13 protein-coding genes are annotated in these 16,326 nt (G+C 62.1%); all 13 read right to left on the reverse strand.

The window, feature by feature from the left end:
* Positions 1–1,424: UDP-N-acetylmuramate--L-alanine ligase (gene murC, locus HMPREF2978_RS01205; RefSeq protein WP_070743688.1), on the reverse strand; the 1,424-nt coding region annotated here is incomplete at its 3' end.
* A gap of 38 nt (positions 1,425–1,462) precedes the next feature.
* Positions 1,463–2,548 carry an undecaprenyldiphospho-muramoylpentapeptide beta-N-acetylglucosaminyltransferase gene (murG, locus tag HMPREF2978_RS01210; RefSeq protein WP_070743626.1) on the reverse strand — a complete coding sequence of 362 codons (1,086 nt, stop codon included), beginning with the start codon at positions 2,546–2,548 and terminating at the stop codon, positions 1,463–1,465.
* A 29-nt stretch (positions 2,549–2,577) separates the two neighbouring features.
* A complete protein-coding gene (locus HMPREF2978_RS01215) occupies positions 2,578–4,059 on the reverse strand; it encodes an FtsW/RodA/SpoVE family cell cycle protein (protein WP_070526715.1) in 1,482 nt (493 codons plus the stop codon).
* A 14-nt stretch (positions 4,060–4,073) separates the two neighbouring features.
* Positions 4,074–5,465 (reverse strand): UDP-N-acetylmuramoyl-L-alanine--D-glutamate ligase, encoded by a 1,392-nt coding sequence (gene murD, locus HMPREF2978_RS01220; RefSeq protein ID WP_070743629.1) that lies wholly within the window; start codon positions 5,463–5,465, stop codon positions 4,074–4,076.
* Positions 5,462–6,574: a phospho-N-acetylmuramoyl-pentapeptide-transferase gene (mraY, locus tag HMPREF2978_RS01225; protein WP_010190532.1), complete on the reverse strand. Its 1,113-nt coding sequence runs from the start codon at positions 6,572–6,574 to the stop codon at positions 5,462–5,464. The genes murD and mraY overlap by 4 nt, the downstream gene beginning before the upstream one ends.
* A 23-nt stretch (positions 6,575–6,597) precedes the next feature.
* Positions 6,598–8,133, reverse strand: coding sequence for a UDP-N-acetylmuramoyl-tripeptide--D-alanyl-D-alanine ligase (murF, locus tag HMPREF2978_RS01230; protein WP_070526709.1), 1,536 nt, complete (start codon positions 8,131–8,133; stop codon positions 6,598–6,600).
* Positions 8,130–9,683: a UDP-N-acetylmuramoyl-L-alanyl-D-glutamate--2,6-diaminopimelate ligase gene (locus tag HMPREF2978_RS01235; protein WP_070743632.1), complete on the reverse strand. Its 1,554-nt coding sequence runs from the start codon at positions 9,681–9,683 to the stop codon at positions 8,130–8,132. The genes murF and HMPREF2978_RS01235 overlap by 4 nt, the downstream gene beginning before the upstream one ends.
* 67 nt (positions 9,684–9,750) lie before the next feature.
* The gene (locus HMPREF2978_RS01240) at positions 9,751–11,619 is read right to left on the reverse strand and encodes a peptidoglycan D,D-transpeptidase FtsI family protein (RefSeq protein ID WP_070743635.1); all 1,869 of its coding nucleotides are present in this window, start codon (positions 11,617–11,619) and stop codon (positions 9,751–9,753) included.
* Positions 11,620–11,946: 327 nt separating this feature from the next.
* Positions 11,947–12,783 (reverse strand): cell division protein FtsL, encoded by an 837-nt coding sequence (locus tag HMPREF2978_RS01245; RefSeq protein WP_070526700.1) that lies wholly within the window; start codon positions 12,781–12,783, stop codon positions 11,947–11,949.
* Positions 12,780–13,823, reverse strand: a complete 1,044-nt coding sequence (gene rsmH, locus HMPREF2978_RS01250; protein WP_070526697.1) for a 16S rRNA (cytosine(1402)-N(4))-methyltransferase RsmH — start codon at positions 13,821–13,823, stop codon at positions 12,780–12,782. The genes HMPREF2978_RS01245 and rsmH overlap by 4 nt, the downstream gene beginning before the upstream one ends.
* Before the next feature lie 173 nt (positions 13,824–13,996).
* Positions 13,997–14,431, reverse strand: coding sequence for a division/cell wall cluster transcriptional repressor MraZ (mraZ, locus tag HMPREF2978_RS01255; RefSeq protein ID WP_010190539.1), 435 nt, complete (start codon positions 14,429–14,431; stop codon positions 13,997–13,999).
* A gap of 684 nt (positions 14,432–15,115) precedes the next feature.
* Positions 15,116–15,523 carry a DUF3040 domain-containing protein gene (locus tag HMPREF2978_RS01260; protein ID WP_070526694.1) on the reverse strand — a complete coding sequence of 136 codons (408 nt, stop codon included), beginning with the start codon at positions 15,521–15,523 and terminating at the stop codon, positions 15,116–15,118.
* Positions 15,524–15,676: 153 nt separating this feature from the next.
* Positions 15,677–16,114, reverse strand: a complete 438-nt coding sequence (locus tag HMPREF2978_RS01265; RefSeq protein ID WP_070743638.1) for an SAV_6107 family HEPN domain-containing protein — start codon at positions 16,112–16,114, stop codon at positions 15,677–15,679.
* Positions 16,115–16,326: the final 212 nt, after the last annotated feature.

Here is a 16,326-nt window from a genome sequence, read left to right on the forward strand (position 1 = left end):
GCTACGTAGGTAACCGTGCCCGCACCAATCGTGAGGACGATATCACCAGACTGTGCCAGGGAAATGACGTCGCCAGCGGCTTCGGAGAAATCGGGTTCGAAGATGACCGGCATATCCTCCGGCATCTTATCCGTGATAATGCGGGAGGTAATTCCTTCAACCGGTTGCTCGCGGGCACCGTAGATGTCGAGGACGACGGCGGCGTCGGCAAGCGCCAAGGCCTGAGCAAACTCCGCGTCGAACTTCATTGTCCGGGAGTACAGATGCGGCTGGAAGCAGGCGATAACGCGCGCCCCCTCCCCCTCCGCATCCGCCTTCGCACGGGCTGCATTAAGTACTGCGGATACCTCCGTAGGGTGGTGCGCATAATCGTCGAAGACTCGGATTCCGCGCTCGCTGCCGCGGTACTCGAAGCGGCGGCGCACACCCGTAAAGTCGGTCAGGCCCGCGGCCAATTCCGCTGGGTCTCCGCCAGCCAGCGCGCCGGCCAGCAGCGCCGCCGCCGAGTTAAGAACCATGTGATGTCCGGGGACGTGCAGGTCATAGGACAGCTCCTGTGGCGCCTGCCCCGGCAGGGCCAGGCGAACGCGGACGTGCGCGCCGGCGGCGGAGACAGTTTCTTCTAGGATGTCCGCTGCGAGGGGCACAGCAGAATCTTCGCTTACCGCACTGCGTGCGCCGTAGCCCAGCACCTGGATACCGCGCTGTGCCGCGCGCTCGCCGGTGGTGGCTGCCTGCGCGTCTTCGAGGCAGACTACCAAGTAGCCACCCTCAACAACACGGTCCGCAAAATCATCAAAGACCTGGTAGTAGCTTTCCGCGGTGCCGAAATAATCCAGGTGATCCGGCTCGATGTTAGTAATCACCGCCACGTAGGGGCTGTAGCGCAAAAGTGAGGCATCGGATTCATCGGCTTCTGCAACGAAAGCGTCACCCGTGCCGCCGTGCGCGTTGGTTCCGGCACGGTTGAGCTGGCCACCGATGGCGAAAGAGGGGTCGAGCCCCGCCTGCTGCAGCGCGGACACCGCCATCGAGGTAGTCGAGGTCTTTCCATGAGTACCGGCGAGCAGGACCTGGCGGTGGCCTTCCATCAGCTCAGCCAACAGGTCCGAACGGCGAATAACCGGGATTCCGGCCTCGCGCGCAGCAGTGAGCTCGGGATTGTCCTGCGGGATGGCGGCGAAGGAGGTCACGACCACCGTCGGCTTATCACCAGCCAGGTCAAGGTTCTCAGCGGCATGGCCAATGGCGATCTGCGCACCCATCGTGCGGAGGACGTCGACAGCCGTCGATTTCTTAACGTCCGAGCCGGTGACGACCGCGCCCCGACTAACCAGAATGCGCGCGAGGCCGGACATACCGGAGCCTCCGATACCGACGAAGTGGACGCGGGACAGGTCCGTGGGGGCAGGGGTATCAGTCATGGTGAAAAATCCTTCTTTCATAAACCTGTACTGTGCGTCTAGCCGCGGTTCTCGGCGGCGACACGCTGCGCGATGCGGTCAGCGATGATGGCTGCAACCTCACCGGCCGTGCTGGCATCAGCGGCAGCACGCATGGCCGTCAAAGCTTCGGGGTGGTCAAGGATAGCGCGAACCTCGGCAACGAGGCGCTCCGAGGTCAGCTCGGCGTCCGGAACCTGAACCGCGGCACCGGATTCCACCAGCGCGCGCGAGTTCAGAGCCTGTTCACCATTGCCGTGCGGCAGCGGCACATAAAGCGCGGGCAGACCAGCGGCGGAGACCTCTGCCACCGTCATCGCTCCAGAACGGCAGACCATGAGGTCAGCAACGGCCAGAGCGCCAGCCATGTCATCGATATAGGGCACCGCGGTGTAGTGCTCGCGCGCAGCCGGCGCCGCATTCTTTTTGCCATAAGCGTGCAGCACTTGGAAATCTCGACACAGGTCATCGAGTGCGCCGGCCACGGCAGTGTTGATGCTCACCGCTCCCTGTGAACCGCCGGTTACCACGATCGTCGGGCGATGCGCGTCGAGGTTCCAGTTCTGGCGCGCAGCAGCCGCCTTTGCGCCGTCTGGATCCTCCCCCATGCCCGGACGCACGGGGATTCCCAGGACCTCACCGGGCATACCGGAGCCTTCCTGCGCGTTAATACCCGTGCCGCCGAGGCGCACCCCCAGCTTGTTAGCCATGCCAGCCAGAGCATTCGTCTCGAGCACGAAGAACGGGATGCTCAGAGACTTCGCTGCCAGGTAAGCCGGCGCAGCAACGTATCCTCCGGTGCCAAAGATCACATTGGCCCCGACGTCTTTCAGAACCGCGCGGGTTTCCCGAACAGACTTGAGGATCCGCCACGGCAGCTTAGCGGCATCAGCGTTGATCTTGCGTGGGACTGGGACCGGTGTAATCATGCGCAAATCGACGCCACGCGCCGGCACGATATCGCTTTCCAAACCTCGTGAGGTTCCTAGCGCGGTCACCCGCGCGCCGTGGCGCTGGCGCAGCTCCTCCCCCACCGCGAGCGCTGGTTCGATGTGTCCGGCAGTGCCGCCACCTGCGATGACGACGGAAATCGGCGTGTCATTCATGCACTACACGCTACCAGCGCCGTGCTTTACTACCGACGCTCGCCGCGCCGATACTCCCGGCGATACTCCCGCCGTTGTTCCCCCTGCGGCGCTTGCGCGCGCGACGAGCGCCCTGTTACTGCACGCCCAAATCTTTCCTCGCGGCTGCGCTCAACATGGCGCTGGGAGCGGTCGCGGTGCGCGCGCTGAGAACGTGTCGCCTCTTTGCCTTCACGCGGGGCTCTGTGTGCCCCGCCGCGACGCTCGTTAGGCGGTGTGGGCTCGGGGATGAAGAAGATACGGTCGAAGAGCGGGCGCCCAAAGTTCTGCATGGCGGAAACCTGCAGCGGCTCGTGGCGCGCCACGTTGCACAGCAGGCCCATCGACCCAATCGTGATCACCGCGGCCGTACCACCTGCGGAAATCATCGGCAGCTGGATACCCGTCACCGGCAGCACGCCGATCACGTAGCCGATGTTAATGAATGCCTGCACGACAACCCCCACCGCTAACGTGGCGGCCAGCAAAGACTGGAATTGGTCCTGGGCGCGCGTTGCCGCCCGCAGCCCGAAGTAGCCCAGCACGGCGAATAGCCCGATGACAAGGGCACCGCCCCATAGGCCCAATTCCTCACCAATGATGGCGAAGACGAAGTCATTCTTCGCCTCTGGGAGGTAGAACCATTTGGCGCGTGACTGGCCGAGGCCAACGCCCCAGAAGCCGCCGTCGGCAAGCGAAAGGAAGCCCTGGTAAGCCTGGAAACCGGTACCTTGTGTGTCCTCGATATTGCCGCGCAGCGCATCGAAATAAGTGTGGAAGCGGTGCGAACGGAAGCCGCCGGCCAAGAAGACGGTGACCATGCCGATGGCACCGAAGACACCGACGACGGTCGGAACACGCCAGTCCACACCAGCGAAAACCAGAGTGAACACGACGATGAGGGCGAAAGAGACACCCATGCCGAGATCGCCTTGGGCCACAATCAGTACGAACATGATGCCGGCGATGATGGAGTACATCATGAAAGGGTCCGTCAGGCGCATCGAACGGTGCGTCTTATCCGCCAGCGCTGAGGCGCCGTACATGCCCACAGCCACGCGGGCGAACTCGGAGGGCTGGAATGCCACACCACCAGGCAGCATGATCCACGACTGCGAACCGACCTCCGCACGACCGGTACCAATGCCAGGTACGAGGACGAGGATAAGAAGCAGGATGGATAGCCCCAAGAACCACGGCACGAGTGCCCGGAGCGTGCGGGGCGACATGCGCAGACCAATCCAAAACACGATGAGGCCGGCGATAACGAGCACGCACTGGCGCAGAGCAGCTGACCACGGGCTATCGGTCTCTGACAGAGACGTCGCCATCGACGAGGAGAAGGCCATGAGGACGCCGATGCCGATGAGCGAAAAAATGGCGATGCGCAGCACTAAATAGTCGAGCCCGGGGTAGGCGCGGAGGCGCTCGCGGAGATCACGCAGGTGGTATCCCAGCGTGCGTTGTGGCTTCTGGGTGCTGGTGGCGGTCACGGGTGCTCCTAGCGCTAGCGGGCGAGGCGGCGGGCAGCGGCGGCAAAGATATCGCCGCGCTGGCCCATACCGGTGTACATGTCCAACGATGCCGCAGCGGGTGCTAAAAGCACGGTATCGCCGGCGTCGGCGTGTTGCACGGCGGCGGACACTGCCTGTTCCATTGCTGCTTCCGGATCGTGGCTATCCACGATGAAAACGGGCACGTGTGGCGCTGCCTTCACGAGGGCTTGGGCAAGCACATGCTTGTCGACGCCCACCAGAGCCGCTGCCTTCAGTCGCGCGGCATGGGTGCGCAACAGTTCCGAGACATCAGCGCCTTTCAGCTGGCCGCCGGCCACCCACACCACGGAGTCCAACCCGCGCATAGCGACCTCCGCGGCATGTGGGTTCGTTGCCTTGGAATTGTCGATGTAGGTCACGCCAGCGTGGCGGTGAACGATCTCCCCGCGGTGTCCTGCCACCACATAGGCGCTGAGTCCCTCCGCGATGGATTCCGGTTGAGCACCAGCGAGAGCCGCCACTGCCGACGCGGCAGCGGCATCCAGCACTCCGGCCAGACCGGCGGGTTGGATGGTGGTGACATCGTCCACCACGGCGGATTTCATCCCCGCAACCTCGTTGACGAGGAGGCTGCCGGTGCTCACGCCTACTTCACCTGCGGCAGGCTCAGCATGGCTGAAAGCAGTTGCGCCGGGAAGAGAAGCAGCGAGCACTCGAACGTGCTCATCTTCCTTGCCGTATACGGCGTGCTGTCCGCCCAGAATCTTGGCCTTGTCTGCGGCATATGCTTCGAAGGATCCATGCCAATCCAGGTGGTCGTCGGCGAGGTTAAGCAGTGCCCCGACTTCTGGGCGCAGGTGGGAGGACCAGTGCAATTGGAAGGATGAAAGCTCCGCTACGAGGATGTCCACGCGGGGCTGGGCGGCCAGGGCATCAAAGGACGAGACGCCGATATTGCCTACCGCTTGTGCGCGCTGGCCGGAGCGTTGCTCGTCGGCAGCCATGATGGCGGCGAGCATGCCGGTGGTCGTGGTCTTGCCGTTGGTGCCGGTGATCGCGAGCCAGCGGCGCGGGGCGCCGAAGACCTCTGCTCGATCGAGACGGTAAGCCAACTCAACATCGCCGATGACCTCAAGCCCTTGGGATGCGGCCGCAACGAGCAACGGCGAGTCCGGACGCCATCCTGGTGAGGTGACGACGAGCGAGTACTCGGCTAGGTCCACCGCGGAGGTGTCCACGGTGGCAACGTCCAACTCTGCGGCGATGCGGCTGCGGGAGTCCTCGTTGCCATCGGCCACCGTTAAATCCACGTCCAAGTTGGACAGGACTGCCGCGCACCCGCGGCCGGAGACGCCTGCGCCGGCGATGAGGACGTGACCGGAGAGGAAGTCTGGGCGCGTCATGCCCCTACTCCTATGCCGGAGGCGGTGAGCCAATCACCGTAGAAGATAGCCACACCGGCCATCGCCGCCATGGCAGCCAGGAGCCAGAAGCGCACAACGACAGCCGTTTCCGCCCAACCACCGTTCTCAAAGTGGTGGTGGATCGGCGCCATACGGAAGAAGCGCTTTCCGGTGGAATGAAAGACCACGATTTGGATGACGACGGAGACCGTTTCGATGACGAACAGGGCACCGATGATGATCATGAGCAGCTCGGTACGGCTGGTAACGGAAATACCCGCGACCAAACCACCAAGTGCCAAGGAACCGGTGTCTCCCATGAAGATTTTGGCGGGCGCGGCATTCCACCAGAGGAAGCCCAGGCATCCACCCAGACCTGCGGCCGCAAGCACTGCGAGGTCGAGCGGATCGCGCACCTGGTAACACCCAGCAGCAAAATTAGTGGCGCAGGAGTAGCGGAACTGCCAGAAGGTCATCAGCGAATAAGAGCCCATGACAATCGCGGTAACACCCGCCGCGAGGCCGTCGAGGCCGTCGGTGAGGTTCACCGCGTTCGACCACGCCGCAATGAGGATGTACATGAAGATCAAGAACACGATGGTTCCGATCACCGTGCCGCCGACAGCTAGGTCGAAAGTCTTCAAATCTCGGATGAAGGATAGCTTGGTGGAGCCTGGGGTCAGCCCCGCATCGTTGGGGAAACGCAGGACCAAGAAGCCGAAGAGCAGCGCCAGCACGAGCTGGCTGATTAGCTTGGCGGTCTTATTGAGTCCGAGGTTGCGGTGGCGGAAGAGTTTGATGAAGTCATCCGCGAAGCCCACCGCGCCCAAGCCCAAGGTCAGTCCGAGGACCAGCAAGCCGGAGGCGGTAAAGGCCTCATGCCCTGTCAGCAGGCCATAGAGGCCGGCCACAACATAGGCCACCAAGATGCCCGCGAGGATGGCAAGACCACCCATCGTCGGCGTACCGCGCTTGCGCAGGTGAGACTTGGGGCCATCCTCGCGGATCTCTTGTCCGCGGCCGGTATCGGAGAAATAACGGATAAGAACCGGGGTGGTAAAGATCGCCACGAGGAAGCTAACCGCACCAGCGATGATGATCTGAGTCACGAGCTTGAAGTCCTTTCTAGCGGCTAGCTGTGGTTCAGCTGTTCCGCGACCAACCAGAGACGTTGGGCATTGGAGGCCTTAATCAAGACCACGTCCTTAACGCTACGGCTAGCCCAATCATCGACCCCTGCCGGGGCCACGCGCAGTATGCCGTCCACCGCCTGTGCGGCGGCCGCAGCATCGGCGCACACCACTGTATTTATACCTTGCTGCGCAGCGGCCTCGGCCATCGCCCGGCAGTTGGGATTCTCTCCTACCGCGATGAGTTGCGCGACGTGGTATTTGGCCAAAAACTCACCGAGCTGGCGGTGCGATTGCTCTGCATCGCTGCCGAGTTCTCCCATCTCCCCCAACACCGCGATGGAACGGGCGTCGGGACGCGCTGCTGCGGTATAAGCCAAAGCGGCGATGGCCGCACGCATCGAATCGGGGTTGGCGTTATAGGAGTCATCGATGACGGTGACGCCATCGCGGCGGGTGCGCACGTCCATGCGGTGCTCGGAGGCGAGGCGGTGACCGGACAGCGCAGCCGCCACCGTGTCTGCCGATACCCCCAGCTCGATGGCTGCGGCGGCCGCGGCCAGTGCATTAGATACCTGGTGGGACCCAAAGACTTGGAGCTTCACAGCAACGGGTTCAGCATCCGGGCTGTGCAGGGTAAAGGAAGGGCGAGCGACGTCATCGAGCACGATATCGGTGGCATAGTACTGCGCCGCCGGTGCGCCTCCGCGGCGGTTCTCCGTGGAGTAGTACACCACCTTGGCCTCCGTGCGAGGAGCCATGGCAGCGACGAAAGGATCATCTGCGTTGAGGACGGCTACGCCGCCCGCTTCCGCTTTCGGCAACGCCTCCACCAGCTCGCCCTTGGCCTGCGCGATATTCTCGCGCGAACCAAACTCACCGAGGTGCGCGGAGCCGACATTCAGGACCACGCCAACGCGCGGCGCGGTGATCTCGGTGAGGTGTCGGATGTGGCCGATACCGCGAGCCGACATCTCCGCCACGAGGTAGCGCGTGTGCTCATCGCAGCGCAGAGCCGTATAGGGAAGGCCGATTTCGTTGTTGAAAGAGCCGGGCGGGGCAACGGTCTCCCCCACCTCACGGAAGATGGTGGCGATGAGGTCCTTGGTGGACGTCTTACCGGCCGAACCAGTGACCCCCACGATGGTGAGAGCCTGCTCTGCCGCGAGGCGCTGTGTAACTGCACGAGCAATCGCGGACAATGCTCCCACGACGGCCGCTGCGGAACCATCTGCATCATTGGCGTAGATGTCTGCGTTGGCACCGTCACCTTCGATGCGCCCGTGCGGCTCGACGACGATGGCAGGAACACCCACCGGGCGCGCCGCCAGCACGGCAACGGCTCCTTTGTCGATCGCGGTGTTGGCATAGTCGTGCCCATCGACGCGTGCTCCGGGCAGGGCGACAAAGAGTCCGCCCGGGGTGACCTTGCGAGAATCGAATTCGACGAAGCCGGTCACCTGGGTGTCTGGTTCGTCGACGCTATCAAGGCGGCCGCCCGTGATCTCAGCGATCTCAGCGAGGCTTAACGCAATCATGCTTGCTCCTTGGATTCTTCGGTACTCAGGTTAGTCGCAGTGGCCATGGCATCAAGGGCACGCGCCATCTCTTCGCGGTCATCGAAGTGATGGACGGTATCGCCAATGAGCTGGCCTACCTCGTGGCCCTTGCCAACGACGATGACGGCATCCCCCGGCTGCGCCCACGCCACGACTTCATCAATGGCCTTGGCGCGGGAGCCTACCTCACGGATATCAGCCGCCGGGTTTGCCTCCTGGGCGCCCGCGAGCACGGCCGCACGGATGGATGCCGGGTCTTCGGTGCGGGGGTTGTCGTCGGTGACGACGACAAGGTCTGCGCCCTTCGCGGCGGCCGCTCCCATGAGCGGACGCTTGGAGGAATCGCGGTCTCCTCCCGCGCCGACGACGATGCCGATGCGGCCTCCGCTGCCTTCCAACTGCGTGCGCAGGGTCTCTAAAACAGCCGCGATTGCAGCCGGCTTGTGCGCGTAATCCACCACAGCCACAAAGTCTTGGCCGCGGTCAACACGCTCCATGCGGCCCGGTACCGCGACCTTTTCTACGCCCTCGAGGAAGACCTGCGGCTCGATTCCAATAGCGGCGGCCATCCCCGTAGCGAGAGCCGCATTGGCGATGTTGAAGGTACCCGGCATAGGCAGGCGGAATTCAAACGTTCCGGCATGCTCACCGGAGGCAAGCGTTAGTTCCACCTGTTGTGCACCGGTGACCTCAGTGCTGAGCTGACGGCCAGTGATATCGGCGTCGCTTCCTTGCGGGGTCGTTGATACCCGGATCACCGAGCGTGCTGCGGCGCGCTGTGCCATACGACGCCCCCATTCGTCATCGACGCAGATGACGGAGCGATCGGCGGCTTGGGGACCGTCGAAAAGCAGGGCCTTGGCCTCAAAGTAGTCTTCCATCGTCGGGTGGAAGTCCAAGTGGTCTTGGCTCAGATTGGTGAAGCCGCCCACGTCGAAGCGCGTACCCTGGACTCGTCCTAAAGATAGCGCGTGAGAGGACACCTCCATCACTACGTGCGTAACTCCCTCGGACACCATGCGCGCAAAGAGTTCCTGCAAGGTCGGTGCTTCTGGGGTGGTCAGCGAGGTAGGGACCGGCTCACGGTTGATGCGGGTACCCGTCGTGCCGATGAGGCCAACCGAATAGCCTGCGTGCAAGAGACCCGCCTCGAGGAGGTAGCTCGTCGTGGTTTTACCGGAGGTGCCCGTCACGCCGAGGATGGTGAGCTTTTGCGTGGGGTGGCCATAGATCTCGGCGGACACGTTCCCAAGGATGGCGCGGATATCCTCCACCACAAGAAGCGGCCGCGTCTCCCCTGCGTCGGTGAGGATGCGCTGTCCTTCTGCATCAGTAAGGATGGCTGCGGCCTCTGTATCAGCGGCGAATCGCGCTCCATGCACGCGAGTTCCAGGAAGCGCCGCGAAGAGGCCACCGGACGGCAATGTTGCTGAATTCAGTCCACAGGACCCCACGGTGGTCGAGGCATCCCCGACCACCGTGCCGCCAGAAATCTCTGCTAGGCGCTTCAGGGTGGTGCTGCTGGTCACGGTGATTCCTCTTCTCTGTTTCTCTGTCTCTAGGTTTTCGATATGTGCTTTTCGGTATAAGAGCTGACTACTCGGCGCGCAAGGTCAGTTGCGGTGCTGGCGGGGAGGGCGGGATATTGTCGCGGTCGAGGAGCCAGGATGCGATATCGCTGAAAACAGGGGCTGCGGATTGGCCGCCGGAGCCGTCGTCGTTGACACCGGATTCCGGCTCATCGAGCATGACGGCGACGACGAAGCGGGGGTCGTCGGCAGGCGCAATGCCCGCAAACGTGATCCAGTATTTGGAATTGGAATAAGCCCCAGTGTCCTCATCGACTTTCTGCGCGGTACCGGTCTTTCCGGAGAGCTGATAGCCCTCGATGTTGGCGTTGCCGGCGGTACCGTTGTTCAGGCCCTGCGGATCATCCTGGAAGACCGCTCGGAACATGTCGACGACGGTGCGTGCGGTTTCGGCGCTGACCACGCGGGTGGTCTCGGGCTCCTCCAGCTCTTCCTTCGTCCCGTCCGGCGCGGTAATCGAGTCAATGATGCGCGGCTCGATGCGCTCGCCATCGTTGGCGAGGGCCTGGTAAACAGACGCCAGCTGCAGGGCAGTCCATGACTGGCCCTGGCCGATGGGCAGGTTAGCGAAGGTACCGCCGGACCACTGCGAACGATCGGGGACCAGTCCAGGGGACTCGTTGGGCAACTCGATGCCGGAGGTCTGCCCGAGTCCAAACTTCTTCAGGTAATCGGCGTATTTATCTTGGCCAAGTCGATCCGCCAGCATCAGCGTTCCCACGTTCGATGACTTACCGAAGACGCCGGTCGTGGTGTATGGCTCAACGCCGTGGGGCCAGGCGTCATTAACAGTCACGCCGGCCATGTCGATGGATCCGGGCACCTGCAAAACCTCATCCGGGTCGGTGAGGCCCTCTTCGATGGTCGCGGCAGCAGTAATTATCTTCGCAACCGAGCCGGGCTCGAAGGGGTGCGAGACTGACAGATTGTCGAAGGTCTTGTCCTTTTGGAGCTGCTTTTCGATGTCCTTGTTCGGATCAACCGTCCCAGTATTCGCCATGGCTAAGACCTGGCCGGTAGCGGCATCCAACACGACCGCCTCAGCGCTTTTCGCCTTCGAGTTGGCCTTTGCCTTCTCCAGCTTCTGCTGCACGTAGGTCTGTAGGTCAAGATCTAGCGTCAATGTCACGTTCTTGCCGTCAGTGGTGGGTACCTGATCGCGGAGGCTACCGGGAATCACCTGGCCATTGGCCGAAACGTCCTCGGTGGAGCTGCCGTCAATACCCGTGAGGGTGGTATCACCGGAGGCTTCGAAGCCGAACTGGCCTTGGCCGTCCATAGAAACTTTGCCGATGACGTTCTCCGCGATCGAACCATTCGGATACTGGCGGATTTGCTGCTCATCGGCGGCAAGGCCGTGGTATTCCTCGGAAATGGCTACCGCGACATCTGGGTCAACATTGCGAACGAGGACCTCGTACTGAGTGTCGGCGCGAAGCTTGTCCATAATCTGCTCCGGGTCCACGTCGCCAGCATCGATTCCGGCATCCTTCAGCTTGCTCGGGATCCCCTTCGACATTTCGGTGAGCCGCTCGGTCACTTTGTTGTCTAGATAGGAACTCTTCGCTTCGGGGGCTAAGGACTCATACTCGGCCTCGCCGGTTGCTTTCTGCTTTTCCTGCTCACGAAGCTCATCGCGCAGGCGAGTCGGTGAGACGGTTAATGAGCGGGCACGCATGGTGTAGGCCAAGCGCTGGCCATCGCGCGCAAGGATTTCACCGCGCCCGGCGGTGTCGACGTACACACGGGTTCGCTGCGCTGCTGCCTTTGCCGCCAGGTCGGGACCCCACACAATCTGCACCCAGGCGAGGCGCCCCATCCAGGCCAGCATGATGACGAGCAACACCGCCGCAATGACGTGAACACGCTGGCGCATCGTCTTTTGCTGGCTCAGGAAAGGCTTGCCGGTACGTGGGTTCCGGGAGCTGGTCGCGGGAACGACGCGGTCGGCGTCGTAGCGCTGCCGTGGTTGGTGAGAGGCACCGCGTGGCTGAGCGGCACGGGCGGCGGGAGCGCGCCTCGGGCGCCGGCCACCGGAGTGTGGTGGGGTCACACGTCACCTTTCTGTCTGCAGCGAGGGTAGGTAAGTAAACAGCTGAATGTCTTGCCCCACGCTTGGCGCGGGTTAAGACAGTCTCATCCCGAATTGTGCCCTATTATCGCCGCCTGCCCACGCAGGCACGCGCGAAGCGGGAGGGGGATTCTATCCCCGCGCCGCGTAGGGAGCCTGGGCCGGAATATCCGGCAGCTCAACGTTCTCCTCCCCTGGCTGGCCGCCTTCGGGGCTATTCTCCGAATGCGCGTCATTGGAAGCGGCACCTCCACGTTCGCGGTTGCGCTCGCTGAGCGTCGGGCGGGCATTCAGATTGTCGGACATGTAGGCCGTCGCGTTCGGGTCACTGGAAGCCTGCCCCGGGCGGACCGGTTCTCCATTGACATCGATGACCGATTCCATATCCGGTGTTGCCTCGCGCTTGTGCTCGATATTGCCGTCTGCGCCAACCTCTACAACGCCTGGCTGGACAGGGATGCCCATCTTGGCCTCGTGGGCGCGGCGAGCCACATCCGAGGCCGAGCGAACATTCTCCAAGTCTCGGTTCAGGGTTTCCAGCTGGTTATCCAGCGTGGATTCCTGGGCGGTGAGCTCCTGAATCTTGAAGGTCTGGGAGGTGGACAAGCCCGACAGCCACATGGCTGCGGCCACACCCGTAATAAGCAGAGCAATGGCGATGAAGGACAGGCGCGCGAAGAGGCCGTTGACCCGCGTGGGCTGCGCTACACGACGGCCACGATTGCTCACAACCTGCTTCGAGCCAAGGCGGCTTCCCCGCAGGCCGGAGCCAACGCGGCGAGTAGGAACGGTGCCGCGGTGCGGGGTGCGACTCGGCAGCGGGGTGGTACGGCGCCCCCGTTCCAGCAGCGCGGTTCCCTGGCCCGTGGCATCGGCTCCGGTGGTGAAATCGCGGCTTGCGCCCATGGTGTGGGTCCTCTCGTGGTCGCGGTGGTGGGTTGCCTGTGCGGTACGGTCTCTCAGCGTCATGGCCTACCTCCCGGTTCATGAAAAGACGGCGCCCCTTCAAGGCGTTCGAGCGCGCGTACACGGACGGATGCCGCCCGTGGGTTCTCCGCAATCTCTTCCTGGCTCGCCTTTTCCGCACCACGCGTCACCACGGAATAGTGCGCCGCGGTCCCCGGCAGATCCATGGGCAGGCCCGCTGGGGTGGTCGAGGTGCTGAGCTTGGTGAAAGCATGCTTAACAATGCGATCTTCGAGCGACTGGTAGCTCATAAACACCGCACGTCCGCCAATGGACAAGGCATCCGTAATCACGGGGATGACCTGCTCAATAGCCTCCAGTTCACGGTTGACCTCGACGCGCAGCGCCTGAAAGGTTCGCTTCGCCGGGTGTCCACCAGTGCGGCGCGTTGCCGCGGGGATGGTGGCGTATAACAAGTCGACCAAGCGCGCGGAGTTGCTAAAAGGCTCCTTGTCCCTTTCCCGCAGAACTGCGGATGCGATTTTTCCGGCGAAACGCTCATCGCCATAGGTTTTCAAAATGCGGGCGAGGTCTCCGTGACTATAAGTATTGAGAATGTCGGCGGCGGTCATTCCCTGGCGCGGGTCCATGCGCATATCCAGCGGGGCGTCAGTCTTGTACGCAAAACCGCGATCGACCTGATCCAGCTGCATGGAGGAGACTCCGAGATCAAACAGCGCCCCGGCTATGCCGTGCTCCCGCGCGATGGAAAAGATCTCGTCTTCCCCATCCGCAATGGCACTGCCTACCTCATCGAAACGCGCGTTGACGCCCACGAAACGGTCGGCGAAGGGACTGAGACGTCGAGAAGCACTGCTCAACGAGGCGGAATCACGGTCCACGCCAATGATGCGCACGAAGGGGAAAGCGGTGAGAAAGTATTCGCTGTGGCCACCCGCGCCCAAGGTACCGTCGACGATGACGGCGTTCTCCCCCGCTGCCTCGACAGCTGGGGCAAGCAACTGGGCCATGCGCGCACGCATGACGGGGACATGGCCGTGGTTGTCGCTCACGTCGTAGTTGATGGTGCCGTCGTGCTCCACAGTTGCTGTCCCCCTTTCCGTTCAGGCGCTTAATGCTGCGGTCTGATGATCTCGATAAAAAGCGAGTGCGTATAGGGCCCTGTCCGAGGAAGGGTTCTGATGTCGGGGAAGTACACCAGCTCATCCTCCTCGGGCAGAGTCCGTACACGCACTCTTGGTGCGCCGGGGAAGCTTTAGAGCAACCCGGCAAGTACGTCATCGGCGTCTGCCGCCGAGTAAGCGTCTTCAGTTTGCGCCTGGTATTCAGCCCACGCGGCTGCATCCCAGATTTCGAGGAAGTCGACCGACCCCACAACCACGCATTCCTTCGTCAGGTTTGCGTACTCACGGTGGCCTGCAGACAGCGTGATACGCCCGTGCCCATCGGGACGCTGCTCGTCCGCACTCGCTGCCAAGTTACGGATGAACGCACGCGCGTCCGGGTTGGTGCGTGACACAGCCGCTGCCTTCCTAGCTCGTGCCGCGAATTCCTCCCGCGGGTATACCGCAAGCGAATGATCCTGCCCCTTAGTGACCATGAGGCCACCGGCCAGTTCTTCGCGAAACTTCGCTGGAAGCGTAAGCCGCCCTTTGTCATCGAGCTTGGGAGTGTAGGTGCCGAGAAACATCCCCGGGTCCACCTTCCTGTCACTCGAAAACTCCGGATTCCTCTCGCGACAAGAGAACAACTCTCCTCCGCTGCGCCCCACTCTACCCCACTTTCCCCCACCACCCACACCTTTAGCACCCTTCATCCCCGCGTGTCACGACATACATGCAGCTAGATAGGCATTTTTTCGGTGGGAAGTTTTCCCAGCACGCCCTTGACACACCCCCTAAGTACGCACTCAATTCCGCTATTCACACCTGCAACTTCCATCCCTTAAGCACTACCTTTCCCCTATATCCCCGAATTACTGCGACTTTCAATCACCCAGCCCGACAAAAGCACGCAGAATTTCCACCAGCTCAATAGTCCACCCGGGGCAAAGTGGGGGAAAGTGGGGGAAGATGTGAATTCCTTCCGACGCCGCAACAATCAATAGATCTGATGCCTAGGCGCAGAGCCCAACCCTGGAACCTTCAGCTCTACCCGCCATCGACACCTGCTAGGCCGCTGGCCAGCTCAACACCGGACAAGCGCGGCAGGCAAAACAGACGCTCCTCACAACTGCCGACACCCTTGCCAGCTGACCCTCCCCCACCGATTTTTAGAAGTTCAAAGATCACAACAGCCCTCCGCGAATTAACGCGGAGGGCTGTGGGCGAGAGTGCAGCTATCTATACAACGCCCATGAGCGTTTTATTGGCGCCTAGCGTTCCTCAAAGCGACGGCGGAAATTATCTTCCAGACGGTTTCCAACACCGCTGCCGCCATTCTTGGATTGCTTGCCGCGCCCGCGGGCAGGGGCCTGCGCGCCGACTGCAACCAGAGAATCTTCAGACTTTCCACGCAGCATCCAGACACCGGAGCCGAACATAACGAGGAAGCCAAGGACGGAGAGGCTGACAAACCACAGAGATTGCTGAGCCAACGCGATACCGCCCACCATCATGCAGAGGCCAACAACAATCAAGGCCACTCCGCGGAGGGTGATGGCACCCGAGTTTCCGCCGAAAGAAGTTTCACCGGACACAGACGCGCCAAAATCAGGATCATTGGCCAGCAACGACTGTTCAATTTCACGCAGCGCTTGCTGTTCGTGCTCAGAAAGGGCCACAGCGTCCTCCGTAATGGGTTGGGGTTTAGGTAGAAATACTGGGAATGTGGGTTACTACCTCTATAACGTCAAGGATAGCGAGATAGTTCCCACAAAGACAGTCCATAATTTGGCCGCACTACCCCCTCACGGCCCATGACCCCGGCCCCAGCCTTAGGCCGCCACTGCCCCGAAGCCCAGCTCGGACTCAGTCGCATCCACATAACGCGCGGCGAGTGCTAAGTACTGATAAACCGCGTCCGGCTCAGGGACCGGCTCTAGGCCAGAGGCCACACGTGAGCGCACACGGGAGTACTCCCTAAACCCCTCTGCCCACTGCGCATCAGCCGGGCCAATGAGAGCCACCTGCTCCCAGGCGGAAGTAGGCAAGCGCCGGCGTCGCGACACGGTGGACGCCGCCACGCGTGCCCCGGCTGCACGTAGCGAGGCGCGGTAAGCCAATTCCAATGCATCCGCAAGGCGTCCCTCCGCCGCGCTACTCCGCGCATCCGCTAAGAGGTCTAGCGCTTGGTTTACGAAACGGTCCCGCTGCATAGCCTCACGGTTCCGGCTGCGGGCTGCTGCCGCTGTTGCTGAGATTACCTGTGCCATGTCCTCTCCCCCTCGGGCTTCTTCCTCAGTTTGTCGATAAAGACTGTGCTGTTGATGCTGTTGATTTTCTGCTGTTGTTCGTTGTTGCGATTCACCTTAAAACCACCTTCCTACATCCACCCCCAATTTTAGAGCAGGTGTTCGAATTTAACAATAGCTTTAAAGCATTATTCCGAATATTCTCGAACACTCACGCCACGGCGTTTGATGGA

The sequence above is a fragment of the Corynebacterium sp. HMSC074C01 genome, assembly GCF_001814605.1.
Taxonomy (GTDB): Bacteria; Actinomycetota; Actinomycetes; order Mycobacteriales; family Mycobacteriaceae; genus Corynebacterium.

Excerpts from the sequence above, each read along its gene's own strand:
- murG (WP_070743626.1), bottom strand. The coding sequence starts at position 2,548 with ATGAATGACACGCCGATTTCCGTCGTCATCGCAGGTGGCGGCACTGCC.
- murD (WP_070743629.1), bottom strand. The coding sequence starts at position 5,465 with ATGACGCGCCCAGACTTCCTCTCCGGTCACGTCCTCATCGCCGGCGCA.
- murF (WP_070526709.1), bottom strand. The coding sequence starts at position 8,133 with ATGATTGCGTTAAGCCTCGCTGAGATCGCTGAGATCACGGGCGGCCGC.
- HMPREF2978_RS01240 (WP_070743635.1), bottom strand. The coding sequence starts at position 11,619 with ATGCGCCAGCGTGTTCACGTCATTGCGGCGGTGTTGCTCGTCATCATG.
- HMPREF2978_RS01245 (WP_070526700.1), bottom strand. The coding sequence starts at position 12,783 with ATGACGCTGAGAGACCGTACCGCACAGGCAACCCACCACCGCGACCAC.
- mraZ (WP_010190539.1), bottom strand. The coding sequence starts at position 14,431 with ATGTTTCTCGGCACCTACACTCCCAAGCTCGATGACAAAGGGCGGCTT.
- HMPREF2978_RS01265 (WP_070743638.1), bottom strand. The coding sequence starts at position 16,114 with ATGGCACAGGTAATCTCAGCAACAGCGGCAGCAGCCCGCAGCCGGAAC.